Source organism: Chryseobacterium sp. POE27, assembly GCF_039727685.1.
In the GTDB taxonomy this organism is placed as follows: Bacteria; Bacteroidota; Bacteroidia; order Flavobacteriales; family Weeksellaceae; genus Chryseobacterium.
The window spans coordinates 2,120,453-2,146,053 of sequence record NZ_CP152475.1; the positions used below are offsets into that span (position 1 = coordinate 2,120,453).

A 25,601-nucleotide genomic window follows, 5' to 3' on the forward strand; every position below is an offset into this window, starting at 1 on the left:
CATTTGCACTTATTTAAAACTACTCTAAATAACATAAGCTATCATGAACAAACAGCTAGTAACCTTAGGATTATTATTCACAGCCATTTCCTTGGGTGCGCAAATGAAAAACATAGAAGCTGACACTGTCAAAATCCAAACGATTGAAGACGTTAACCTTCATAAAACGGGAAATCCCAACAAGGCAAAACCATTATCGACTAAGTCAAATCTTACGATGATGGAAACCCCTCAGCCGATTGCCATTGTCACTCATGAAATCATTGAGCAGCAGCAGGCAAAACAGCTGAGCGATGTTATCAGAAATGTAAACGGTATTTATTTAACTTCAGCAAGAGGAGGATCTCAAGATAGTTTTGGAGGACGTGGTTTTACTTTCGGGAATGACAATATCTTTAAAAACGGAGCTAAAGTAAACAGTGGGGTTTTCCCAGAAGTTACAGGTTTAGAAAGAGTTGAAGTTTTAAAAGGAGCAAACGCAATGTTATACGGAAACGTGGGTCCTGGTGGAATCGTAAACTTAATTACAAAAAAACCAAAATTTCAATTTGGAGGTGCTGTAGGCTTCAGCGCAGGAAGCTGGAATTCTTATAAACCAACAGTTGATATTTATGGTCCTTTATCAAAAAATATTGCATTTAGAGTAAACGGAACCTATGAATATGCTGAAAGTTTCAGAGATTTAGTACAATCTAAAAAGAATTATTTTAATCCTTCTTTTGTTTTTAATTTGAGTGAAAAAACTCAGCTAATCGTAGAAGGAGATTATTTATATCATACTTTCACGCCGGACTTCGGAATCGGAAGCGTCACGGATAACACAACAGGAGTTTCAAGGTTAGCTACAGAAATTGGAAGAAATCAATTCTTAGGGACAGACTGGCAATATCAGACCAATCAACAAGCAACAACTGATGTTATTTTAAACCATCAATTTAATAACAATTGGGCGTTAAATGCAGTTGCTTCTTATCAAAATTATACAAAAGATTATTTTTCTACAGAGAGGGTTCAGTGGGCTTATACTTCTCCAAACATGAATGCAAGTTGGAAAAGACCTGTAGGAAGAACTTATAACGAACAAAACTATACTTCATTACAAGTGAACTTGAATGGAGAATTTAAAATCGGAAATGTAAATCACAAAATCTTAATTGGAACTGACGGAGATTTCGGACAAGCTGATTCTTACACTTTCAAGCTTAGCACAACTACATTAGGAAATTTCCTTCTAAATGATCCTTCCACATGGACAAATTACGCCCAAATGCCTACTGCAGATAAAACTTACAGAAGGAGAATCCCGACAAGAAGAATGGGAGTTTATGTTCAGGATTTAGCAGAATTAACAAAGTCATTAAAATTATTAGCTGGAGTACGTTATTCATATTTAACGAATGGAGAATCCAGCGATAAAGTATTCTTACCCAATAATCCTATTGCAGCTACAAGTGCAAAAACTGAAGATCATGCATTTTCACCAAAAGTTGGTTTGATTTATAATCCAAACGATAACCTTTCGGTATTCGCAACATATACAAATTCTTTTGTACCAAACACAGGAACAACCGTTAATTTTGAAGCTTTAAAACCTTCTACCGTTGATCAATTTGAAGTAGGTGTTAAAAAGAACTTTTTCAACAATGCAGTTGCAGTAAACTTAACTGCTTATCAAATTATTAATAATAATACTTATAATACTGCAAGATTTAAAGCTGACGGTATTACTCAAAATTCCGATTCAAACTTAAAAGAATTCGCAGGAAAAGTAAGAAGCCGTGGTGTAGAATTGGATATTACAGGAAACCCACTTACAAACATTTCATTAATTGGTGGTGTTTCTTATAATAATTCTGTTTATACTGAAACTCCTGATGTTTCTGGTTATGTAGAAAACCAAAGACTAGTAAGAACACCCGCTGTTACGGCTAATGCATCAGCATTCTATACATTTACAAGTTTTGCAAAAGGACTTAGACTTGGTGCAACCATATTCTATACAGGTGATAGAAAAGCTGGCTGGAATGATACAAAAAATCAAAGTCAGGTTACAAGAATGATCGATGTTGATGGATTCACAAATGTAGACATTAGTGTTGGCTACGAATGGAAAAAATTCATGATTCAGGGAAAGGTAGGAAATTTGTTTGATGTGGTCAACTACAATGTTCACGAAAATTATTCGGTAAACCCGATTACGCCGAGAAACTATTATTTCACATTGACTTATAAGCTGTAAAAAAGTTTAACAATAATTTCTTCAATTAAAGTGGGAATTGCATTTTTGCAGTTTCCACTTTTGAAATTTAAAAACAATACTAAAATATGGATAAGATTAAGGACACAAGAAGTTTTATGAGAATTACCCACCGCTATCTGGGATATTTTCTGGCGGGAATCATGGCGATTTATGCTGTTAGCGGCGTTTTGCTGGTTTACAGGGATACCGGTTTTCTTAAAAAAGAAAAAAATTATGATAAAGTAATTAATAAAAACCTTGATGAAAAAGCACTAGGCAAAGAATTAAAAATAAAAAATCTGGAAATTGAAAAAACAGAAGGTACGGTTTTAAAATTCAAACAGGGAACATATGATTCTTCGACAGGACAGGCAAAATACACGAAAAAGGAACTTCCTTTCCTGCTGGACAAAATGACAAAACTTCACAAGGCACAATCAAAAGATACTCTGTCACCTTTAAACACATTTTTCGGTATTTCATTGTTCTTTTTTGTGATCTCGAGTTTCTGGATGTTTAACCTTAAAACAAAAGCTTTTAAACGAGGAATGATATTTACCATAGCTGGAGTTGTGATATCAGTATTATTACTGATGATTTAATGAAATATCATTTTCATTAAGTACTGAAAGCCAAACCTTAAGTCTTTACTGACGGGCCTTACCACAAGCGAATTCACTAAACATTGATTAGTTGGCACATTTATTGTTTTTCTGATAGCACAAATGATAACGCATTAAATATTAAAATAATAAATTATGAAAAAGCTAATTTTATCAGGAATACTAGCAGTAGCAGGTTTAGCTACAACCATGAATGCTCAAATCCAAAAAGGAAACTGGCTGGTAGGTAGTAGTTTAATATCAAGTAATTTTGGATTAAACACAGGTGGTGGATACAATATTGGCATTCAGCCTAAAGGAGCATATTTCATTGAAGATAATGTTGCATTAGGAGGGTATGTTGATTTAGGATTTAACAAAGTAACTAATGGAAGTCCAACAGAATTTACTTATGGAGTTGGAGCTTTAGGACGTTATTTCCTTTCACCTGGTGAAAAAGGTGTTGACAATTTGCTTAATCACGGGCGTTGGTTCCTAGAAGGAAATGTAGGAATTGGTGGCAGATCTGTTGAAAATGCAGACTCTACAACAGGTTTAGACTTTGGCGTTGGTCCTGGATACTCTTATTTCATCACTCCGAATATTGGTCTTGAAGGATTGGTAAAATATAGAGGAAGAGCCGGTTTCGGTAGCGAAGGACTTAATTCTAATATTACTTTCAACGTAGGTTTCAGTATCTATATTCCAACTTCAAAAGCTAAACAGGTAGCAAATGACGTTGCACAATAAAAATCACTTCACACACATTATATACACGTAAAAATCGAAATCGCCGCAGAAATTTCTGCGGCGATTTTCTTTACAAATTAAAACTAAACTATAAAAAATCAAATAAATCATGTATTCGGTTGTGGAGTATATCGCAGGTATGGCTTAACTTCCGTTACACCTTTAGGGAAAATCTTCCTTGCATCTTCCGTAGAAACCGTAGGAGGAACAATAACATCATCACCATCCTGCCAATTCACCGGAGTTGCTATTTTATAATTGTCAACCAGCTGAAGAGAATCAAGCACTCTCAGAATTTCATTGAAGTTTCTTCCTGTTGAAGCGGGATAAGTTATGATTAACCTTATTTTCTTTTCCGGGTCAATAATCAATAAAGAACGTACGGTAGCCGTTGCGGATGCATTCGGGTGAATAAAATCATACAACTCAGAAATTTTACGGTCTTTATCTGCAATGATAGGAAACTGTACTTCAGTATTCTGAGTTTCATTAATATCTTTAATCCAGTTTTGATGATCTTCTAATCCATCTACACTTAAGGCAATGACCTTGGTTGCTCTTTTATCAAATTCTGATTTCAGTTTTGAGGTATATCCCAATTCTGTTGTACACACGGGCGTATAATCTGCCGGATGCGAAAACAAAATCCCCCATGAATCGCCTAAATATTCGTAAAAATTAATATCTCCCAAAGACGTTTCCGCCTGAAAGTCCGGTGCTGTATCTCCTAGTTTTATTGACATAATATTTTGCTCTTATTAGTCTACAAATTTAGTAGAGTTTTTGAGACTGGCAAAATTTTTGTTGAAAAAAAATAAATTATTTTAAAAAATCATTCATGGAGAAAAATGGCTTACGCTATATCGACATTGTTTATAACGTACTTGAAAATTGGTATCTGAAATTCGCAGAAATTACTCCAAAACTAATTGTCGGAATTATTGTATTTACCCTTTTCCTTTTTACCAGTAAATATTTAAGTCAGATTTCAGTTAAAATTTTTCACAAGCTCTTTCCAAAAAGCAAGAAAGAAAGTTCCTTAGTAACAATGGTCGGTGTATTCAGATTTTTGATTATGATCATGGGTACTTTTATTGCTCTGGAAATTATGGGATTCAGTGGCTTTTTATGGAAATTTATTGGTAGTCTAGGGGTAGCAGGGGTTATTGCAGGGGTCGCCTTAAAAGATCTTGTATCCAGTATTTTTTCAGGCTTACTGATCGGTATTGATAAAGCCTTCAGGGTAGGAGATTACATCACCATCGGGAATAATTCGGGTACTGTATCTGAAATCGGTTTCTTAACCACAAAACTCATTGGTGATGACGGAAAGAAAGTGTATATCCCCAATCAGGTTATTTTCAATGCGCCGTTTTATAATTTTACAGCATCTCCGCAAAGAAAAATATATTTAAATTTTGAAATTCCTGTAGATCAGAATGTTTCAAAAGCTCAACAGGCAGTTCTGGAAGTTGTACAGAAATTGGATAATGTTGACCGGCCGGAAACAGCGACCGTTATAATTACAGATCTTAAGCAGGGCATTTTTAATCTTCAGGTTAAGTTCCCGATGGTTGTAGGCGCCGATATGATGCTGTTGAAAAGCATTGCTTATCTTGAAATAAAAAAGCGGCTCGATTCGGAAGGCATACAACTCGTTACCCCAACAAGCATCAGTATTACCGGAGGCGAAAATCTCAATACAGATAAAGTATAATCGCAAAAAAAACCGTTGCCCTGAAAACAGACAACGGTTTTATTTTATCGTAAAAACTTAATTATTAAGCTAAAACTTCTTTTACTTTGTTAGCTGCTTCTTCAAGAGTAATGGCAGAATGTACAGGAAGACCTGAATCATCAATTAACTGCTTTGCTTCAACAGCATTCGTTCCTTGTAATCTTACGATCAACGGAACAGGAAGGCTTCCCATTGCTTTGTAAGCGTCTACAACACCTTGAGCAACTCTGTCACATCTTACGATACCCCCGAAGATGTTGATTAAGATAGCTTTTACGTTCGGATCTCTAAGGATAATTCCGAAAGCTGTCTGTACTCTCTGAGCATCAGCAGTACCCCCTACGTCAAGGAAGTTAGCAGGATTACCACCAGACAATTTAATGATATCCATAGTCGCCATTGCAAGACCGGCTCCGTTTACCATACAGGCAACATTACCATCTAACTTCACGAAGTTAAGACCTGCTTCACCCGCTTCAACATCGATAGGATCTTCTTCTCTTGTATCTCTAAGCGCTTCAAGATCTTTGTGACGGAACAATGAGTTTCCATCCAACGTTACTTTAGCATCAACAGCGATAATTTTGTTGTCAGAAGTCTTTAATACAGGATTGATTTCAAAAAGAGAAGCATCAATTCCTACATAAGCATTGTATAGAGAAGTGATGAATTTTGTGAATTCTTTGAAAGCATTCCCCTCAAGACCTAAATTGAAAGCTATTTTTCTAGCCTGGAAACCCTGAAGACCCAAAGCAGGATCGATCAATTCGTTGTGGATCAAGTGAGGAGTTACCTCAGCAACGTGCTCAATATCCATCCCACCTTCAGTAGAATATACGATTGTATTTTTACCTTCAGCTCTGTCTAAAAGAATAGAAACATAAAACTCTTTTGTTTCAGATTCTCCAGGATAATATACATCTTCTGCAATCAAAACAGAATTTACTTTTTTGCCTTCAGCAGAAGTCTGTGGTGTTACCAACTGCATTCCGATGATGTTCTGAGCGTTTTCTTTAAGCTTATCCATGTTTGGAGAGAACTTTACGCCACCACCTTTACCACGGCCCCCTGCGTGGATCTGCGCTTTTACAACCCAAGCCTGAGCTCCGGTTTCAGCAGTCAGTTTTTCAGCAGCTGCTACAGCTTCTTCTACGTTGTTTGCAACGAAACCACGTTGGATAGCTACTCCATACTTTGATAAAATCTCTTTTGATTGATACTCGTGAAGATTCATATTATTTTTATTATTTTATTTTAATATTTAAAGGTTGACAAATTTAATAAAAAGACATGGAAGTTCAAGTTTATTGGCTTAAAAATTCATTCTTCCTGTATTTTATCTGCATCATACGATTTTAGAGCTTGCCGTAAATCTATTTTGGTTTAAAATACCAGTTTAGATTAAAACAGTTTTCCATTTTTGTCTAATCTGTCAGATTAAAATAAAACAGATCTCTGATTTTCTTTAAACCATTCATTTATGGAAAATGCGTTTTCCATTTATTTCTCGCAATAATTCCCGGAATAATTCCGCCGACAAAGTTTTTTTATTCAAACCACAAAATTTAGCTATCATATTTTAAAGTTAATAATGAATAGAAAAAAGAACATATAAGTTTTTAAAAATCTCACATTTTATTCATTTGGGAACTTTAGTGACTTTCATATTAGCTTTATAATATTCTTTGTGCTTTTATGGTTAAGTTTAAAATTAGTTTAACAGATATCGATTAACTTTTTATTCTCACAAAATAGAAAATCAGCAAAGTCCAGCTCAGAATCATCAGTAATCCTCCAACAGGAGTGATGGGTCCAAGAAATTTAAGATTCATCCCGAAATAATCCTGCATACTCAAACCGTAAATACTGAAAGAGAATAGCATCGTCCCGAAAATCATCAGCCAGGAAATCCAGTTTTCTGTTTTAGTTTCAAATTTTAAAATGTATCCTGCAATTAAAAGAAAAAATGCGGCATACATCTGATATCTCACGCCTGTTTCAAAACTTTCCAGTCTTTCTACAGACAAAATTTTCTTTAAAGCGTGCGCGCCGAATGCACCCAAAATCACGGATAACATTCCGTAAACGGCTCCAAAAACTAAAGTAATTGTTTTCATTTATAATTTAAAATCTTGAATATTAATGATACCAGTCCTATCCCAATAAAAATCCATGCAAATTTTTTATTTTGGGCAAAACCCGGATTTTTTGTCAGTTTCAGAAAAATCCCGAAAGCCATCATAAAAGCTGACACAATGATTCCAAACATTATAGTCCTCTCAATTTGTTAAATTCATTGATCACCTCATGATGACTGACCGTTTTATCCTTAAAATACGTTACGAAATATTGTTTTTCCTCTTCCGTCGCTCCCATTTGATTTAAAATATTCAGCAAATGCATTTTCATATGGCCTTTCTGGATTCCGGTGGTTATTAAAGAACGAAGCGCTCCAAAATTCTGCGCCAGTCCGGACACGGCCAAAATACTCATTAATTCCTGAGCTGAAGGCTTTCCAAGAAGAGCCAAAGAGAATTTTACCAGGGGATGAAGATTGGTAAGACCACCCACCACTCCTACCGAAATCGGAAGATCGATCCAAAATCTGAAAATTCCATTATCCGTAGTACAGTGCGTTAAAGAAGAATATTTCCCATTTCTTGCTGCATAAGCGTGTGCGCAGGCTTCTGTTGCCCTGAAATCGTTTCCGGTAGCAATTACCACAGCATCTACCCCATTCATAATTCCTTTATTGTGAGTCGTTGCACGGAAAGGCTCGATTTCTGCAATGGTAACGGCCTGCTTGAATTTCCAGGCAAATTCTTCATTGGAAATTCCGCTGTCGTCTTTGAGATCTTCAATTTTGCATGAAACCTCAGCTCTTACGATACAATCCGGTGTGAAATTAGATAAAATATTCATCACAATCTGTAGAGAATTTTTCTCTTCCTGATTAAAATCTTCGCTGATCGCAACTTCCTGTTTTAAAGTTTTTCCAAACTGTTCCAGACATGAATTGATGAAATTCGCGCCCATTGAATCTACTGTATCGAAACTGGCCTTCAACTGGTAATAATTCGGCATTTCTGTGGTTTTATCGACCAGTTTAATATCTAAAATCCCTCCGCCACGCTTTCTCATGTTAGCGGTAATATCTTCCGTGGCTTCCAGTAATTTTTTCTTTACATTAAAATTGAAAAAATGCAGTAATTTATGAGATTCAACATTAAAAATAAAGTGCGTGTGTCCCAGTTTTTCATTGTTGATGATGGTCGTTTTAAAACCACCTTTATCCAACCAGAATTTCGCAGCTTTTGAAGCCGCAGCCACTACAGAACTTTCCTCAACAGCCATTGGAAGGGCAAATAATTTTCCGTCGATAAGGAAATTCGGAGCAATTCCGTAGGGCATATAGAAATTGGAAATCGTGTTTTCGGAAAACTCGTCATGAAGTTTCTGCAAATCAGCATTTTCATTCCAGTATTGCTTTAATATATTTTGATGTTCTTCGTTATCTTCCAGATATTCGTTTACGAGCCAATCGATCTTTCCCTGTTTCGTCAATTTGGAAAAACCTTCAACGGGTTTATGATTCATAACATAAATTTAATGAGCGTAAATATACTAATTTTGTCACTTTAAACTGTTGATAACATCAATGAAAAAAGGTTGATATTTATCAATTTTGGAACTACATTTGACAGAAAATATAAAATTTTAAACCGCAAAAGTCACAAAAGCTTTTTCGCATTCGAAAATAAAAAGTTTAATAAAACATTATAAAAAGTACACTTAAGTTCATTAAAAATTTTTAATTTTTCTTTTGCTAACTTTCAATAGCCAAATTATTAGATTTAAAATCTTTTGCAACTTTTGTGGTAAAAATAAGATTACAGTATGAATTTTGACCGTCTGAAAGAAAAACTTGAAATCCTTGCGGATGCAGCGAAATATGATGTTTCCTGCTCATCCAGCGGAGGTTCGAGAAAGAACAAAAAAGGTGCTTTGGGAGACAGTTCTGCAAGTGGGATCTGCCATACCTATACTGAAGACGGACGCTGTGTTTCACTGCTCAAAATTCTATTGACCAATCACTGTATTTACGACTGCGCGTACTGCGTTTCCAGAAGCTCAAACGATATTAAAAGAGCCGCTTTCACGGTGGAAGAAGTAGTTGATTTAACCATTAATTTTTACCGAAGAAATTATATAGAAGGATTATTCTTAAGCTCCGGAATTTTCAAAAATGCAGATACAACCATGGAACGATTGGTCCGTGTTGCGAAAAAGCTTCGTCTTGAAGAGAATTTCAACGGATACATTCACCTAAAGTCTATTCCTGGTGCCAGTGATGAGCTGATGCAGGAAGCGGCGCTATATGCGGATCGTTTATCCATCAATCTTGAAATCCCTACCGAAAGCGGACTCAAATTGCTCGCACCCGAGAAAAACCGTCAGGATATGCTGAATCCCATGAAATATATCCAAAACGGAATCGCACAGTACAAAGATGAAAAGAAAATCTTCAGGAAAACACCAAAGTTTGCTCCGGCAGGTCAGTCGACACAGATGATCGTGGGCGCTACCAACGAAAACGATTTACAAATCATTAAAGTAGCGGATCATTTTTATAAAAATTTTAGCCTGAAAAGAGTTTATTATTCGGGATACGTACCGGTTTTGGAAGACAAAAGATTACCATCATTAACGACTGAAGTTCCGATGCTACGTGAAAACCGTCTTTATCAATCAGATTGGCTGATGAGATTTTACGGCTTTAAAGCTGAAGAAATTCTGGATCCCAATATGCCTTTTCTGGATTTGGAAGTCGATCCCAAAATGAGCTGGGCATTAAGACATCTTGACCAGTTTCCTGTTAATTTACAGACTGCGGATTATCAGATGATATTAAGAATTCCGGGAATTGGCGTGAAAACAGCACAGAAAATTGTAAGCGCAAGACGCTTTCAGGTTTTGAATATAGATCATTTGAAGAAGCTTGGGGCCGCTGTAAATCGCGCAAAATATTTCATTGATTTCAATGCCGGAAATGCATTCCTGAAATATTTAACAGATAAAAATTTACGTAAACTTGTAATTGGCGGTAGTTCTTCTAAGTTTCATAATCAGTTTTCGCAACAGTTGACATTGTTTTAAACATGAGAACAAACAATGCTTTAAGAAATAAGGAACAGAAAATAAGGAACATCGAAAAAGCTGTTTCAAGATTTTCACAAAAATTTATGTCAAATTCAAAATGGCTTAGATTGATTGAAACCATTGTAGACAATGCTCAGGAATTCAAGAAAATTGAATTTAAAAAAAATCCAAAACAATAGAATTGGACAATTATATTTAAATGAGAATAGTATTTTTGAGTTTGATTATTGGCAAACCGGATTTGAGGGCAATAATTCTTTTAATGATTGGCTTGAATATAAAGAAATTGAATACTTAATCTTTCCAAAAATAGCAGATTCTGATCATGCCCAAGATTTAGAACAAATTAAATCTATAATTGAAAAAGTAGGTAAATTCTGTTTTGAGATTGATGAACATGAATTAAAATTAATTTGTTATCGAGTTTAATTTCAACTTTATATTTTTTTGGAAAATATTTTAAATTAAAAATGACCACCCTACTCTACGACGGAAGTTTTGACGGACTTTTCACAGCGATATTTGAAGTTTTCGAATACCGTTACAAAAACGTAGAAATTATAAGCAGGGAAAGGTTTCACCAGGAAAATATTTTTGCTGAAATCCATGAAGTCATCACGCAGAATGATAAAGCAGAGAGGGTTTTAAACAAACTTGAAAAAAATATAGGCAAGGCAGGAATTCATGAATTGCTGAAAGTATATTTATCCGAAGAGACGGAATCCGAGCAACTTATTTTATCAGCCGTAAAACAATCTATAAAACATTCGGAAGAAAATATTTTGCAAAATTATGCCGACAATGATATATTAAAAATATCTAAAATCTGTAAATCCGTAAGCCGTGAAAGACATCGGATGACAGCATTCGTACGTTTTGAAAAAATGCAGGATGATGTTTTCTTCTCCAAAATCGATCCCGATTTCAATGTTCTTCCGCTTATCAGGAAACATTTCAAAGACCGCTATCAGGATCAGAAGTGGATGATTTATGATTTACGCAGAAATTACGGCATTCTTTACGATTTGGAAACCTGTGATTTTTTTTATCCGGATGAAAAATTGGATTTAAATAAATATCAACAAAAATTCCATGATGAAGAAGCTCAATATCAAACGCTATGGCAACGATATTTCACGAAAACCAATATTGTGGAAAGAAAGAACCTTAAACTGCATATTCAGCATGTTCCGAGAAGATACTGGAAGTATTTGACGGAAAAATGGTAGTTCGTAAATGTTTTTTAATTTACAAATCAACTATTTTGAATTATAAGTCATGAGATAATTTTTCAAACCAACAAATTTTAGACATTTTTAATAACTTATATTCAAAACTATTATAAACATACTATTATTATCTGAACTTGTTTTTGTAAATTTGTGTTCGAAACTTTTTACTAGATGAAAGAGAGTGCTGTAAAAAAAATTGCAGTTCTTACCTCGGGAGGAGATTCTCCGGGTATGAATGCAGCATTAAGAGCGGTGGTGAGAACCGCAAATTATTATAATATCGAATGCTACGGAGTAAGAGAAGGCTACAACGGCCTCATCAACGGTGATTTTCTTAAAATGGGTCCCCGTTCCGTAAAAAATATAATCAACCAGGGCGGAACCATTCTGAAATCTGCCAGATCCATGGAATTTAGAACCAAAGAAGGACGTCAGAAGGCTTATGACCATTGTTTGAAGCTTGGCATTGACGGATTGGTGTGTATCGGCGGAGACGGAACATTCACGGGTGCTAAAATCTTTAATGAAGAATTCGGTATCAGAGTAATCGGTGTACCGGGAACTATTGATAACGATATTTTCGGAACTGATAATACAATCGGCTATGATACAGCCCTGAATACCGCAATGGAAGCCATTGATAAAATCCGTGATACGGCAACTTCACACAACAGAGTCTTCTTTGTTGAGGTAATGGGTCGTGATGCCGGTTTCATTGCTTTGAACAGTGGATTAGCTGCAGGAGCTCTGGATATTCTCATTCCTGAAAGAAAAGACAGTATTGATGAGCTTTTCACTAATTTCAGAAATGCTGAAAAGACAGGAAAAGCATCAAGTATTGTTGTTGTGGCTGAAGGAGAAAAATTAGCGAACATTTATGAGTTAGCGGAAAAAACAAAGAAGGAGTTCCCTGATTATGATATCCGTGTGGCTATTTTGGGACACATTCAGAGAGGAGGATCTCCAAGCTGTGCCGACAGAGTTTTGGCAAGCAGACTTGGCTATGGAGCGGTAACAGGCTTAATGGAAGGACAAACCAATGTAATGGCAGGAATGCGCTCTAACGATCTGGTTTATACGCCAATTGAAGAAGCCATTAAAAAACACAACGAAATCAATAAAGACCTTCTTCTGATTTCAGAAATTTTAGCAATCTAATATTTTTAATATAATTTAAAACAAACTATTATGTCAACAATTAAAGTAGGTATCAACGGGTTTGGTAGAATCGGACGTCTTGTTTTCAGAGCAATGACTGAAAGAGACAACATCGAAGTTGTAGGAATTAATGATCTTATCGATGCTACATACATGGCTTACATGTTAAAATATGATTCTGTACACGGTATTTTCCCGGGTGAAGTTTCTGTAGAAGGAAATGATCTTGTGGTAAACGGAAAAAGAATCAGAGTAACTGCAGAAAGAGACCCGAATAACCTTAAATGGAATGAAATCGGAGCTGACTATATCGTTGAATCTACAGGTTTATTCTTAGATAAAGAAAATGCTGCAAAACATATCAATGCAGGAGCTAAAAAAGTAATCCTTTCCGCTCCTTCTAAAGACGATACGCCAATGTTCGTAATGGGTGTAAACCACAATGAACTTACTGACGATATCAAAATTTTATCAAATGCCTCTTGTACAACAAACTGTTTGGCTCCTTTGGCTAAAGTAATCCACGATAACTTCGGGATCGTAGAAGGATTGATGACTACAGTACACGCTACAACAGCAACTCAGAAAACCGTTGACGGTCCTTCAATGAAAGACTGGAGAGGTGGTAGAGCGGCTCTTAACAATATTATTCCTTCTTCTACAGGTGCTGCTAAAGCGGTAGGAAAAGTAATTCCTTCATTAAATGGAAAATTAACAGGGATGTCTTTCAGAGTACCGACTGTTGATGTTTCTGTAGTGGATTTAACAGTAAGATTAGAAAAAGCTACTTCTTACGAGGAGATCTGTGCAGCAATAAAAGCTGCTTCTGAAGGTGAATTGAAAGGTATCTTAGGATACACTGAAGATGCGGTAGTTTCTCAGGATTTCGTAGGAGATAAGAGAACTTCAATCTTTGATAAAGACGCTGGTATCATGCTTTCTCCTAACTTTGTAAAACTTGTTTCTTGGTATGACAATGAAATGGGTTATTCTAATAAGTTGGTGGATATGTTGGTGCATGCTGCTTCTTTGTAATTAAACAATAAGTAATGAATAATACAAAACCTTCCCGGTTGGGAAGGTTTTTTACTTAACTATCGGAGATTTTTTATTAATGCTCTAGCATCTTTTGTTAGGCTATATGTTAGAGAAGCAAATATGCCAATTTTGTATCTATCTCTAGAATAGGAGGTTAAATCATCTGTTGCAGGTACTTCAAGCCCAAGGTATCCATCTTTCAATTCCCTAACGTTTTTTAATGATGCTCCAAGTGTAAAAAACATTCTGTCTTTTTTCCCCAATAAAATAGTTGGTCCTATGAAAAAATTTGATATTTGTAACTTACCCCCAATTACATCTAATCCCATTCCTGCACTTCCCCCATAAGCAATATAACCTGTTCTTCTATAGCTCATTGTAATCAAACCAACAAGTGATGATGAAATAAACTTTTTATCATATGCTGCAAGCTTATTATCAAGCCCTATTTCATAACGAGAAATTTTACCATAATATGCAGCCGCCAGACCTAAACTAAAATCTACACGAGTTCCACCATAAATTGCCTGCCTATATATAAACTTACTTGTTTTATGATTCTTTTCAAACTTAATTTTATCACGTGGTTCAATAATAACTTTAAATTCCACCATATCATTTTCTGGCTGAAAAGGATATGAATTTACTGTATAATTTTCGGTATTATCTAATTGAGTAGTTACTAAAAATGCTTGTTTTATAACTTCATCAGCGTAATGTTTTATAAACCAATCACTTAATTGATCTGCCTTATTTTTCTGAAAATTAGGATAAGCCAAAAGTTTATCTATACCACTTTTTTCCATTATAACATCTAAATTATTCATTGTTAATAGTTTAACATAAGATTCACTTAATTCAGAATAGCTTTTCTTATATTCATCAATCTGTGCAATTGCAGTAAGTAAATCTCCTGAAATTTTATTTATTTCTTGTTTATAATCTTTAGCGTATTTTAATGAATCAAGATCAGGTATTTCTGCAATTGCGCCCACTTTTTTTACCGTACGCAATAATCCAAAAATATAACGACAGTCTCCTATAAATTTCTCATATTTCTTATTGAAGTCCCCTAATAAGCTTTGGTATTCTTTAACTTTTTCATTAATAACAATCTCATTTTTTTTAATTGTTACATTATTATTCTCAATCATCCTCTCCTTTTCATTATATCTAGAAATTAAATTATTTAATTCAGTAGAAATTGTATCATTTTTAATTTCAAAAATTGGTTTTGGTTTTGCGACATTGTTTTCATACACAATATTTATTCCCGAATACTTCAGCTTATTTAATATATTTAATTTATCCTCATAATATTTTTGATTTTCTTTAATTAGTATTTCGTTTTGGACAATTGCAGAAACGGCTTTTTCATTTTCCTTTTTCTCTTCAGGTTTACCTTTTAAATCTTTATTAACAATTACGTCACCAGATATTACAGCATTACTTGCATTAGTTTGTTCTTGTAAAAGTTTTTCCTCTTCTTTGTGTAAATCTTTCTGGGTAATAAAACTTAAAAGTTCTTTATCAAATTTAGATTCACCTATTATGGAATCTTTTGGAGTTATCGTTATTTTATAAAAAAAAGGATTGATATTTCTAATTTTAAATATAACAGGTGTATGAACTTTTATTTTCTTTATATCTTTTAAATAATCACTCGTTTTAAAATCATAAATAATGTGTTGTGTTGAGTCAATATATACTCCCCGCTTTTTTTGCAGAATCTTTTTTAAGATTTGTCTTAATAGAGCTAGAAACAGTAAATTTAGCTTCTGGTGTAATATGTGTTTTAGGAGTTTGTTTCAACTTTAAATCTTCATTACTTTTTACTTGTCCAAAGAATAAAACTGGTAAAATAAATAGCAATAAAAAATAAATCTTTGTTTTCATAATGATGAGTTTATGGTTAATACATTTTATCATTTCCCCAATTGTAAAAATTATTTAAGTATTGGTTTGATTTTTAATTAAAATTACACCACTATACTTTTACATGAAATACCACAAAAGGGTGATTTTTTAACATAATTTTTATTAATTTTAACAAAACATTAACCATGAAGAAAAAACATCTTACCAATGCTAAGAAGTTGCATCCTCTTATAAAAGTGTGGAATGACTATCCTGAAATTCTGCAGAATGACAACAGAATATTGCCTACACCATTAATTGAGAAAGTGATAGGCGAAATTTTTTCTCCGGGTAAATTTTATTATTATATCATCAACTTCGCTGACAGCACTATCTTCAATCACCATGAAAATATTCTTAAGCTTCATGGCCTTAAAAAATATCCCACTCATCTTAAAGAAATTATAGACCTCATCCATCCCGATGATCTGGAATTCGTAATGGATGCCGAAAGAATGTCGATTGAAAAAATGAAAGAAATTAACGGATTTGATTACCAGCAGGAATTAAAATCCAGCTACTGCTTTCGCATGAGAACTTCGGAGGGAAAGTATGAACTCTTTCATCATCAGGCTTTACATACTTATAAGGATGAGAAAGGAAGACTTTTGCAAGCTATTAATATCCACACTAATATTGAGCATATAACTTGCAAGAATTCATTTACGGTACTAGTTTCCGGAATCAATGGCCGAGAAGATTTTCATCAAATGCACTGGCTGAAAAATAAGAGAAAGCAACAATCCGTACGAGCAATTTTCACCAACAGAGAAATAGAAGTTATCTGCTATATAGCGAAAGGATATTCAGCGGGGGAAATTGCTGATGCACTGAACATTTCAGAAGAAACTGTACGTACACACCGAAAAAATATCTTAAGAAAATCGAATTCTAAGAATAGTTCCGAACTTATAAAAAAGACATTTGAGTGGGGATATTTATAAAACTCATCTATTATCCTGACAAATCTCATCTTCTATGTTCGGCGTAAAACTTGTACTTTTATTACTAATGAACAGATTCAATTTACAGCCACGCTTTAAAGATTCTCCGCATTTCAAAGACTTCTGGACAAAAGGTAACGGAAAACAGCTTATTAGATTTTCCGGCGCAGAAGTGAGCTTTAAAGATTTTGAAAAATTCTCACCTTACTTTTATCATATTGACGAAGCCGGAGATCAGGTTGTGAAGGATATTTATTTAACCAAAAATTTCACGAGGCATCAAGAGAAATTGAAGGCTACATTCGTAACGGAGTTTCTGAAAGTGATGAAGTTCCCGAAAGTGCAAAAAAACTGTTTTTACAAACACAAAAAATTCCTGACTGGCTGGATTATGACTTATTAAAAAGCGGTGCCGAACTTTGCATGAGAGCCAATCTGGATTCCCTGATTTCCCTTCGGGATTATTGCCTGATGGGAGGTTATGATTTTGCGTATCTCAATAAACCTCTGATTATAACGGAGGCTTTAAAAAAAGGTGCTGTAAAAAGACTTTCGGAAACACTCGATTTCTGGGTGAACGCAACAAGGTATAACGCATTAGAGCTTCATCAAAAAGGTTACGAATTTGCCATTAAAACAAGATTAATTCATTCCTACGCAAGACTTTCAATCAAAAAACACTATAAAAACTGGGATACTGAAAACTGGGGAGAACCGATCAATTCCTGGGATATGATGGCAACCTATATCGGATTCAGTCTTGTTTTTCTGCACAGCCTTCATAAGTTGGGCAATACTTTTTCTGTACAGGAAGAGCAAGGCCTTTTTCATCTCTGGAAATATGTAGGATATCTGTTGGGAATTCCGGAAAACCTTTTACCTGAAAATAAAAAGCAGGCTACAGAATTTTTTTATATGTGGACTTCCATTCAGCCACCAGCGGATAAAGATTCGGTACTGTTAGCACATTCTTTACTGAACGAATCATTGGAAAATCCAATTTTAAAGTATAAATTTCAAAGAAGAAATCTTCGATATCTGCACATATGCTGCACCTGGTTTTTGCTGGATAACGATGTATGCAAAAGGCTGCAGATTCCTGAAGTAAATAACAGAAAAGCTTTTCCGGTTATCAAAAGAATGATCAATAAAATCTATGACAAACTGGTGAGCCGAAAACGAAGAATACAGAAAGGAAATAAAGATCAGATGAAAGTTCTCACAGACTATTTAAACATTACGGCAAATTCGAATTTCCATTAGATAACTAATTGATAATGTTCTCATTTAAATACTTCAACAGCAGTTTTAAAAATTAACATTTAGCATTTAAGTTTTAATTCATTAGCTTGAAATTTTATCAATCTTTAACTATAAAAACAGCTTTTTAATGGTAGGCAACATTAGTTTTTCACGGTAATTTTTTGTATTTTTGATAAATTATTTAAACAACAGATGAGTAATATAGACGACAAGAAAAAAGCACTCGCATTAGTGCTTGACAAACTAGATAAAACATACGGAAAAGGCACTGTAATGACATTGGGCGACAGCTCTGTGGATAATACGATTGAAGTGATTCCTTCCGGTTCTTTGGGATTAGATATCGCTCTTGGAGTGGGTGGCTACCCAAGAGGAAGAATCATTGAAATCTACGGTCCTGAATCTTCCGGTAAAACAACTTTAACACTTCATGCTATTGCTGAAGCTCAGAAAGCAGGCGGTATTGCTGCATTTATCGATGCAGAGCATGCTTTTGACAGAGGTTATGCCGGAAAATTGGGAATCGATCTTGAAAACCTGATCATTTCACAGCCGGACAATGGTGAGCAGGCATTAGAAATCGCTGATAACCTGATCCGTTCGGGAGCAATTGATATTGTAGTAATTGACTCTGTAGCCGCGCTTACCCCAAAAGCTGAAATTGAAGGAGAAATGGGAGATTCTAAAATGGGTCTTCATGCAAGATTGATGTCTCAGGCTCTAAGAAAGTTAACAGCAACCATTTCAAGAACAAAATGTACGGTAATTTTCATCAACCAGCTGAGAGAAAAAATCGGTGTAATGTTTGGAAACCCTGAAACAACCACCGGTGGTAATGCTTTAAAATTCTATGCTTCTGTAAGAGTTGACATCAGAAAAGCAAGCGCACCGATTAAAAATGGTGATGAAGCCGTTGGTAGCCGTGTAAAAGTGAAAATTGTAAAAAACAAAGTAGCACCACCTTTCAAGCAGGCAGAATTCGACATCATGTATGGTGAAGGTGTTTCTAAAACAGGAGAAATCCTGGATCAGGCTGTAGAACAAGGCATTGTGAAGAAAAGCGGATCTTGGTTTAGTTATGAAGAAACAAAATTAGGCCAAGGTCGTGACGCAGTAAAAGATGTATTGAAAGATAATCCTGAACTTGCAGAAGAATTGGAAAATAAGATTAAAGAAGAATTAAAGAAGAAATAATTTTTTAATTTTAAAAATATTGAAAGGCAGTCTGAAATGGCTGTCTTTTTTTATTGTCATTGAATATAAAACCTAAAGCAGTCTATTTTATCTCGCTGATTTTACAGATTAAGCAGGTGGTTGTTTATTAAAAAACTAATTACTAATTTCAATACAAAAAAATGCCAAAATGTCACTTTATATCAAACGGTATTTTTTTTGAGAAATAAAAGGAAAATTAAAACAAAAAATTATTATGACTAAAGGAAATATTAATGTATCGGTGGAAAATATTTTTCCGTTAATTAAAAAATTTCTTTACAGTGACCACGAAATCTTCTTAAGAGAATTAATTTCCAACGCAACGGATGCGACTTTAAAGCTAAAGCACTTAACAAGTATTGGTGAAGCAAAAGTAGAATACGGAACCCCGAAGATTGAAGTTAAGGTAGATAAAGAAAATAAAAAACTCCATATTATTGACCAGGGAATCGGTATGACTGGTGAGGAAGTTGAAAAATACATCAATCAGGTTGCTTTTTCAGGAGCTGAGGAGTTTCTGGAAAAATATAAAGATACGGCAAAAGATTCAGGAATTATCGGGCATTTCGGGCTTGGGTTTTATTCCGCATTCATGGTTGCAGAAAAGGTTGAAATTTTAACCAAATCCTATAAAGAAGAACCTGCAGTTCGATGGATCTGTGACGGCAGCCCTGAATTCACTTTAGAAGAAACAACCGATAAAACTGAGAGAGGAACAGAAATTATCCTTCATATTGCTGAAGATTCTACAGAGTTTTTAGAAGAAAGCAAAATCCGAGAATTGTTGTTGAAATATAACAAATTCATGCCTGTTCCGATTAAATTTGGAACGAAGACTCACACACTGCCTTTGCCGGAAGACGCTCCTGAGGATGCCGTTGCAGAAACTGAGGAAATTGATAATATCATCAACAACCCCACTCCGGCATGGACGATTGCTCCAAGTGAACTGACGAATGAAGATTACATGAAATTTTATCATGAATTATATCCGATGCAGTTTGAAGAGCCTTTATTCAATATTCACTTAAATGTTGATTATCCGTTCAATTTAACGGGGATTTTGTTCTTCCCTAAGCTAAGTAACAATTTAAATATTGAAAAAGATAAAATCCAGCTTTACCAGAATCAGGTTTTCGTAACAGATGAAGTAAAAGGTATTGTTCCGGATTTCTTAATGTTGCTTCGTGGAGTTATTGATTCTCCGGATATTCCTCTGAATGTTTCGCGTTCTTACCTTCAGGCTGACGGTGCGGTGAAGAAAATCTCTTCGTACATCACTAAAAAAGTGGCCGACAAGATGGCTTCGCTTATCAACGAAAACCGCGAAGATTATGAGAAAAAATGGAACGATATCAAAGTAGTCATTGAATACGGGATCATTACGGAAGAAAAATTTGCTGAAAAATCAGACAAGTTTACATTATATCCGACAACTGACGGAAAATATTTCCTATGGAATGAGCTTGAGGAAAAAATAAAGCCTAATCAAACCGATAAAGACGGAAATCTTATCATTCTTTATGCCTCCAATGCAGATGAGCAGCATTCCTACATACAGGCCGCGAAAGATAAAGGATATGAAGTTCTTCTTTTAGATTCACCCATTATCCCTCACGTAATCCAGAAGCTGGAAACTTCAAAAGACAAAATTTCTTTTGCGAGAGTAGACGCAGACCACATTAATAATTTAATTAAAAAGGATGAGCCTGTTATTTCCAAATTAAATGAAACGGAAAAAGAATCGTTGAAGAAAAATGTTGAAGAATCAATCAATGATAAAAAATTCACTGTTCAGCTTGAAGATCTCGACAGTACAGATGCTCCGTTTACGATTACACAACCTGAATTTATGAGAAGAATGAAAGACATGCAGGCAACCGGCGGTGGCGGAATGTTCGGCATGGGAGGTTTTCCGGAAATGTATAATCTTGTAGTAAATTCCAACAGTGAATTTGCCGGTCAGATCCTGAAAACGGAAGATACTAATGAAAAAGCGGACTTAATTAAGCATGCTTTGGATCTGGCGAAACTTTCTCAAAATTTACTGAAAGGAAAAGAACTGACAGATTTTATCCAGAGGAGCTATAAGCAGTTGGAAAAATAATCTTTTTATAAATGATAATTAAAAACACTCGGGTCGACAAAGTCGACCCGAGTGTTTTTAATAGTTTCGGCGGAGCCTTTGGCTCCGCCGAAACTATTAAAAGAAATATTTTATTTTCTGATCATAATTCTGACATCGGATCCCAGAAAAGTTTTTTAAAATCTTTGATTCTAAAATTTTCGACAACAATTCCCTCTGCTTCCAGTCTTTTCTGAAATTCGGGAACCGACAAAGTTCCGGAACTTGAAATAACCCGATGAGCGGGAACATCCGGTGGACAGCCTCCCATCGCCTTGCCAACATGCCGGGAATGGTTGGGATAACCAACCGCTTTTGCAATTGCTCCATAGCTTGTTACTCTTCCTTTGGGAACCAATTTCGTGATTTCCCAGACTTGCTGTTTAAAAATTTCATTCATATCGTGTGGATTGATAAAAATCAAAATTAAGAAATATGTCTGTTAATTAATATCTTCTTAATTATCCTTTATTTAATTATAATGCTTTTAATGTAAAGTTCATGAGAATTTTCAACTACTAATCGCTTTTTTAAGCTTGTAAAAGCGCTTTACTTAGAAAAGAACACAATGTTTCAATTAATAAACAACTACTAAATATCTTAACATGAATTTTCTTATTGCATAATTTTTGAAGATTAACTATCAAAATATCTGTTATGAAAAAATCATTTTTCCGTTGGCTTAACAAGATAAACAAAGCCGTTCTTCCCAAATTGAGTGATAAAGATCCCAATAAGCTGACAAAGATTCAAAAAGGAATTCTTGCATACCGGTATTTTGTGCTGGTAAATTCTCTTGACTGAAACGCATGAGGGATGTGTAGGGTGCGAACGAAGCGAGCAGTCTCTTGAGACCGGAACGAAGTGGAGCCCGGAGAAGCCCGACCCGAGCGGTTGCCAAGCTTTGGACGAGGGACACGCCAAACTTAAAAAAAATATATAAGAAGAAAACAATCTGTGGAAAAACAAAAAACGTCCCAACAATTGGAACGTTATATAATTTTCAAGCTTAGATTTTCGTCTTGCCGCTTTATGAATTTTCTAAGATGTATGAGAACATCAATGGCGCACAGATGGTTGCATCACTTTCAACGATAAATTTCGGTGTTGTGATATCAAGTTTACCCCATGTAATTTTCTCATTCGGAACAGCTCCGGAATATGAACCGTAAGAAGTAGTAGAATCCGAAATCTGGCAGAAATACGACCAGAACGGAATATCATGCATTTCCATATCCTGATACAGCATCGGCACTACGCAAATCGGGAAATCCCCCGCAATACCACCACCAATCTGGAAGAAACCAACACCTTTTCCTGATGAGTTTTTAGTGTACCAGTCGGCAAGATATGCCATATACTCTATCCCCGATTTCATGGTAGAGAACTTAAGATCCCCTTTGATACAGTAAGAGGCAAAAATATTTCCCATCGTAGAGTCTTCCCATCCTGGAACAACAATCGGTAAGTTTTTCTCTGCTGCAGCGATCATCCATGAATTTTCTCTTGGGATTTCATAATACTGCTCAAGAACTCCTGAAAGGATCATTTTATACATATATTCGTGTGGGAAATATCTTTCTCCTTTGTTATCTGCATCTTTCCAGATCTCATAGATATGCTTCTGCAGCCTTCTGAAAGCTTCTTCTTCGGGAATACAGGTGTCTGTTACTCTGTTTAATCCTCTTTCCAACAAACTCCATTCTTCCTGCGGCGTAAGATCTCTGTAATGAGGAACTCTTTCATAGTGAGAATGCGCTACAAGATTCATAAGATCTTCTTCAAGATTGGCCCCGGTGCATGAGATGAAATCTACTTTGTCCTGACGGATCATTTCTGCAAGAATTTTCCCTAATTCTGCCGTAGACATCGCTCCTGCAAGGGTAATCATCATTTTACCGCCATCCTTAAGATGTGCAACATATCCTTTTGAAGCATCTACCAACGCAGCTGCATTGAAGTGCAGATAATATTTTTCTATGAATTCAGTAATCGGTTTGCTCATTTAATTATTTTTTGCAAAGATAAAACTTAAAAACGGAATGTAGCCGCTGCGCTTAAAGAAACTCTGTGTAAACCTTCTTTTTGGTCGTCATTGAAGTCATAGGTAACTCCGTCAATTTTCATTTTATTAAGTGTTCCTGCTGTAAGTCCAAGTTTTGGACCTATAAGAATATTTTTTGTGATTTGGTATTGGTAGGCGAAATTAAGTTCTGCCCCCAAATTAGATCCGGTTCCTTTTACATTGGCAATTTTGGTGGTATAAGAAATAACTCCTAATCCCATATCAACAAACATCTTATGTCTCGTTTCTTCATTAAAATTGGAAATCATAACGGCAGGTCCGTAAAAATTGATCTGGTCTTTCGTTGTTACCGGAACTGAAACAGGCATATTATTTACATACCCTAGAATGTATCCATCGCTGGAAGCACTGTAATTGGAATATTTCAATCCGACCGATAAAATATTATTCACCTGATAGTACGCAGAAATATCGAAATTCATGCCGCTTTTCAGGCCTTTTACATAGTTTTCTTCTTCTCTGGAAAGCCCTGAAACCGTCTTGGCTGTTCTCCATGCATATCCTACTGATGGAATGATTGAGAATTTTTGTTGTGCAAAAGACATTGCAGTAATCGAAAATAAACCGAGTGTTATTAGTTTTTTAATCATGAGTATAAAGTTTGCCGCAAAAATAATACGAATCTGTGAAAGGAGATAAAAGCAATTAAAATTTAACAGGGATTACTTCAATCAGCAAGACTAAAAATACCATTCAGTATCTGAATTTCCGGTTTTCCTTTTTCTGAGATAAATTCTTTTTAGCATCCAGTCTTTTCTGTTTCTGCCCCCTGGAAGGCTTCGTGGCCACACGCTTTTTAGGAATAATTAAAGCTTTATCCACGATTTCGAGAATTTTTTCGATGGCTTTGGTTTTATTCATCAATTGCGTTCTGCTTTCAGAAACCGTGAGGAATAAAAAGCCTTCTGCATTGATTCTATTTTTTAATTTAGTTTGAATCAAATCTTTCTGGCTGTCATTAAAAAATTGAGAATCTTCGATTTTCCAAAGAACCGTTACAGAAGTTTCCACTTTATTTACATTTTGTCCTCCTGCTCCACTGCTACGGGAAGTTTTAAAACTGAGTTCTTTAGAAAAATCTTTCATTTCTTAATTATTAATAGTTCTTCACAGTGTATTCTTCAGTTCGATCCTGTTGATCTTTCCATTTGGAGTTCGCGGAATTTTTTCTTTAAAAATGATTTCTTTTGGTCTGTGAAAACTTTTTTCAAAGGGTAATGTCGCGATATTGTCAATGATTTCCTGAGATTCCTGTCCTTCAATAACCAATATCAATTTCTGACCCAAAGTCTCATCTTCCAATCCCAAAAACACGACTTCATATGGAATTTCTTTTTTAACAAGAGCTTCCAGTTGTTCAGGAAAAATTTTGGCCCCTCCGGAATTGATCACATTATCAATTCTTCCTAAAAATCTAAACTGATTGTCATTTTTAATTTCAACTAAATCATTAGTCTGTAAAACTTCTGTATTCAAATGTGGGGCAAAAATTTTCAGACAGCCTCGTTCATCCGTGGAAATTTCTACATTTTTAAATGTTGTAAAAAAAGTCTTCCGGATCAGGAAAAATTTGTTTTAAAGCAATATGAGATAACGTTTCAGACATTCCATAAGTTTCGAAAATTCTCTGAGAACCTTTTAATTCATGTGATCTCTGAAAAATTTTCTTCTTTAAATTTTCCGAAACGGCAGCTCCACCGATGATTAAATTTTTAATTAAATATAATTTATCTAAAGAATTTTCAACCTGAAGCGGAGTCATTGCACAGAAATCAACCTTACAATCAATATCAATTAATGGTTGTGTTGTCGGATTGTTAACTATTAATTTCATTTTTCTAACGATAGACCTTACAACCATCATTTTTCCCGAAATGTATTCAATGGGAAGACATATCAAAGCAGAATCACCTTCAACTAAATCCAAGAAATTACAGGTCATCTCGGCAGAAGCGATCATTTTCTTTTTCTCAATATCAAAAACTTTTGGAGTACCTGTAGAACCGGAAGTCTGTACTTGTACAGTTTGTGTTTCCGAAAACCATTCTTTCAGAAAAGCTTTAATTTTATTTTCAAATTCCGTTTCGAAGGATAATTGATTAATATTGAGATTTTTGAAGTCTAGCAGCATAAT

26 protein-coding genes and 1 pseudogene are annotated in these 25,601 nt (G+C 35.0%); 16 read left to right on the forward strand and 11 right to left on the reverse strand.

Features of this window, described 5'->3' with window-relative positions; all coding sequences use genetic code 11:
* The first annotated feature begins 43 nt into the window (after nt 1–43).
* From AAHI02_RS10035 to AAHI02_RS10045, 3 genes are all read left to right on the forward strand, one after another.
* Nucleotides 44–2,239 (forward strand): TonB-dependent receptor, encoded by a 2,196-nt coding sequence (locus AAHI02_RS10035; RefSeq protein ID WP_346986523.1) that lies wholly within the window; start codon nt 44–46, stop codon nt 2,237–2,239.
* An 86-nt stretch (nt 2,240–2,325) separates the two neighbouring features.
* Nucleotides 2,326–2,841: a hypothetical protein gene (locus AAHI02_RS10040; protein WP_346986524.1), complete on the forward strand. Its 516-nt coding sequence runs from the start codon at nt 2,326–2,328 to the stop codon at nt 2,839–2,841.
* Between the two features lie 156 nt (nt 2,842–2,997).
* Entirely contained in the window at nt 2,998–3,591 is a 594-nt protein-coding gene (locus AAHI02_RS10045; RefSeq protein WP_346986525.1) for a hypothetical protein, read from the forward strand.
* Between the two features lie 107 nt (nt 3,592–3,698).
* On the opposite strand, the gene AAHI02_RS10050 is transcribed toward AAHI02_RS10045, so the two are convergent.
* Nucleotides 3,699–4,334, reverse strand: coding sequence for a peroxiredoxin (locus AAHI02_RS10050; protein WP_346986526.1), 636 nt, complete (start codon nt 4,332–4,334; stop codon nt 3,699–3,701).
* 95 nt (nt 4,335–4,429) lie between these two features.
* On the opposite strand from AAHI02_RS10050, the gene AAHI02_RS10055 reads away from it, so the two are divergent.
* Nucleotides 4,430–5,308 (forward strand): mechanosensitive ion channel domain-containing protein, encoded by an 879-nt coding sequence (locus AAHI02_RS10055; RefSeq protein ID WP_346986527.1) that lies wholly within the window; start codon nt 4,430–4,432, stop codon nt 5,306–5,308.
* Between the two features lie 64 nt (nt 5,309–5,372).
* On the opposite strand, the gene sucC is transcribed toward AAHI02_RS10055, so the two are convergent.
* From sucC to AAHI02_RS10070, 3 genes are all read right to left on the reverse strand, one after another.
* Nucleotides 5,373–6,563, reverse strand: a complete 1,191-nt coding sequence (gene sucC, locus AAHI02_RS10060; protein ID WP_346986528.1) for an ADP-forming succinate--CoA ligase subunit beta — start codon at nt 6,561–6,563, stop codon at nt 5,373–5,375.
* A gap of 496 nt (nt 6,564–7,059) precedes the next feature.
* The gene (locus AAHI02_RS10065; RefSeq protein ID WP_346986529.1) at nt 7,060–7,446 is read right to left on the reverse strand and encodes a DUF423 domain-containing protein; all 387 of its coding nucleotides are present in this window, start codon (nt 7,444–7,446) and stop codon (nt 7,060–7,062) included.
* Nucleotides 7,447–7,597: 151 nt separating this feature from the next.
* On the reverse strand, nt 7,598–8,926 hold the full coding sequence (locus tag AAHI02_RS10070; protein WP_346986530.1) for a hydroxymethylglutaryl-CoA reductase, degradative: 1,329 nt from the start codon (nt 8,924–8,926) through the stop codon (nt 7,598–7,600).
* 300 nt (nt 8,927–9,226) lie between these two features.
* Here AAHI02_RS10070 and AAHI02_RS10075 point away from each other — a divergent pair, with 300 nt between their 5' ends.
* The 6 genes from AAHI02_RS10075 (at nt 9,227) to gap (ending at nt 13,914) form a co-directional block, all read left to right on the forward strand.
* Nucleotides 9,227–10,486, forward strand: coding sequence for a putative DNA modification/repair radical SAM protein (locus AAHI02_RS10075; protein WP_346986531.1), 1,260 nt, complete (start codon nt 9,227–9,229; stop codon nt 10,484–10,486).
* 2 nt (nt 10,487–10,488) lie between these two features.
* Nucleotides 10,489–10,668 (forward strand): hypothetical protein, encoded by a 180-nt coding sequence (locus AAHI02_RS10080; RefSeq protein WP_346986532.1) that lies wholly within the window; start codon nt 10,489–10,491, stop codon nt 10,666–10,668.
* On the forward strand, nt 10,640–10,918 hold the full coding sequence (locus AAHI02_RS10085; protein ID WP_346986533.1) for a hypothetical protein: 279 nt from the start codon (nt 10,640–10,642) through the stop codon (nt 10,916–10,918). Before AAHI02_RS10080 ends, AAHI02_RS10085 begins: the two co-directional genes overlap by 29 nt.
* A gap of 41 nt (nt 10,919–10,959) precedes the next feature.
* Nucleotides 10,960–11,718 carry a TIGR03915 family putative DNA repair protein gene (locus AAHI02_RS10090; RefSeq protein ID WP_346986534.1) on the forward strand — a complete coding sequence of 253 codons (759 nt, stop codon included), beginning with the start codon at nt 10,960–10,962 and terminating at the stop codon, nt 11,716–11,718.
* 174 nt (nt 11,719–11,892) lie between these two features.
* Nucleotides 11,893–12,879: a 6-phosphofructokinase gene (pfkA, locus tag AAHI02_RS10095; protein ID WP_042720708.1), complete on the forward strand. Its 987-nt coding sequence runs from the start codon at nt 11,893–11,895 to the stop codon at nt 12,877–12,879.
* Between the two features lie 30 nt (nt 12,880–12,909).
* Nucleotides 12,910–13,914, forward strand: a complete 1,005-nt coding sequence (gap, locus tag AAHI02_RS10100) for a type I glyceraldehyde-3-phosphate dehydrogenase (RefSeq protein WP_346986535.1) — start codon at nt 12,910–12,912, stop codon at nt 13,912–13,914.
* 59 nt (nt 13,915–13,973) lie between these two features.
* On the opposite strand, the gene AAHI02_RS10105 is transcribed toward gap, so the two are convergent.
* Entirely contained in the window at nt 13,974–15,179 is a 1,206-nt protein-coding gene (locus AAHI02_RS10105) for a hypothetical protein (protein WP_346986536.1), read from the reverse strand.
* 436 nt (nt 15,180–15,615) lie between these two features.
* Nucleotides 15,616–15,813, reverse strand: a complete 198-nt coding sequence (locus tag AAHI02_RS10110; RefSeq protein WP_346986537.1) for a hypothetical protein — start codon at nt 15,811–15,813, stop codon at nt 15,616–15,618.
* Nucleotides 15,814–15,980: 167 nt separating this feature from the next.
* Here AAHI02_RS10110 and AAHI02_RS10115 point away from each other — a divergent pair, with 167 nt between their 5' ends.
* From AAHI02_RS10115 to htpG, 5 genes are all read left to right on the forward strand, one after another.
* Nucleotides 15,981–16,778, forward strand: a complete 798-nt coding sequence (locus AAHI02_RS10115; protein WP_346986538.1) for a LuxR C-terminal-related transcriptional regulator — start codon at nt 15,981–15,983, stop codon at nt 16,776–16,778.
* 67 nt (nt 16,779–16,845) lie between these two features.
* A complete protein-coding gene (locus AAHI02_RS10120; protein ID WP_346986539.1) occupies nt 16,846–17,181 on the forward strand; it encodes a hypothetical protein in 336 nt (111 codons plus the stop codon).
* Between the two features lie 20 nt (nt 17,182–17,201).
* Nucleotides 17,202–18,041, forward strand: coding sequence for an oxygenase MpaB family protein (locus AAHI02_RS10125; RefSeq protein WP_346986540.1), 840 nt, complete (start codon nt 17,202–17,204; stop codon nt 18,039–18,041).
* Between the two features lie 192 nt (nt 18,042–18,233).
* Nucleotides 18,234–19,235, forward strand: a complete 1,002-nt coding sequence (gene recA / locus AAHI02_RS10130) for a recombinase RecA (protein ID WP_042720877.1) — start codon at nt 18,234–18,236, stop codon at nt 19,233–19,235.
* 235 nt (nt 19,236–19,470) lie between these two features.
* A complete protein-coding gene (gene htpG / locus AAHI02_RS10135; protein WP_346986541.1) occupies nt 19,471–21,363 on the forward strand; it encodes a molecular chaperone HtpG in 1,893 nt (630 codons plus the stop codon).
* A gap of 121 nt (nt 21,364–21,484) precedes the next feature.
* Here the strand turns inward: htpG and AAHI02_RS10140 are convergent, their stop codons facing one another.
* Entirely contained in the window at nt 21,485–21,781 is a 297-nt protein-coding gene (locus AAHI02_RS10140; protein ID WP_346986542.1) for an MGMT family protein, read from the reverse strand.
* 257 nt (nt 21,782–22,038) lie between these two features.
* Between AAHI02_RS10140 and AAHI02_RS10145 the strand changes: the two genes are divergently transcribed.
* Nucleotides 22,039–22,185, forward strand: coding sequence for a hypothetical protein (locus AAHI02_RS10145; RefSeq protein ID WP_346986543.1), 147 nt, complete (start codon nt 22,039–22,041; stop codon nt 22,183–22,185).
* 226 nt (nt 22,186–22,411) lie between these two features.
* Here the strand turns inward: AAHI02_RS10145 and AAHI02_RS10150 are convergent, their stop codons facing one another.
* The 4 genes and pseudogenes from AAHI02_RS10150 to AAHI02_RS10165 all read right to left on the reverse strand — a co-directional run bounded on the left by AAHI02_RS10150 (nt 22,412) and on the right by AAHI02_RS10165 (nt 25,598).
* A complete protein-coding gene (locus tag AAHI02_RS10150; RefSeq protein WP_346986544.1) occupies nt 22,412–23,386 on the reverse strand; it encodes a deoxyhypusine synthase family protein in 975 nt (324 codons plus the stop codon).
* A gap of 26 nt (nt 23,387–23,412) precedes the next feature.
* Nucleotides 23,413–24,057 (reverse strand): hypothetical protein, encoded by a 645-nt coding sequence (locus AAHI02_RS10155; RefSeq protein ID WP_346986545.1) that lies wholly within the window; start codon nt 24,055–24,057, stop codon nt 23,413–23,415.
* 103 nt (nt 24,058–24,160) lie between these two features.
* Entirely contained in the window at nt 24,161–24,553 is a 393-nt protein-coding gene (gene arfB / locus AAHI02_RS10160; protein WP_346986546.1) for an alternative ribosome rescue aminoacyl-tRNA hydrolase ArfB, read from the reverse strand.
* Between the two features lie 21 nt (nt 24,554–24,574).
* Nucleotides 24,575–25,598 (reverse strand): annotated as a pseudogene (locus AAHI02_RS10165) (AMP-binding protein).
* Between the last annotated feature and the right edge of the window lie 3 nt (nt 25,599–25,601).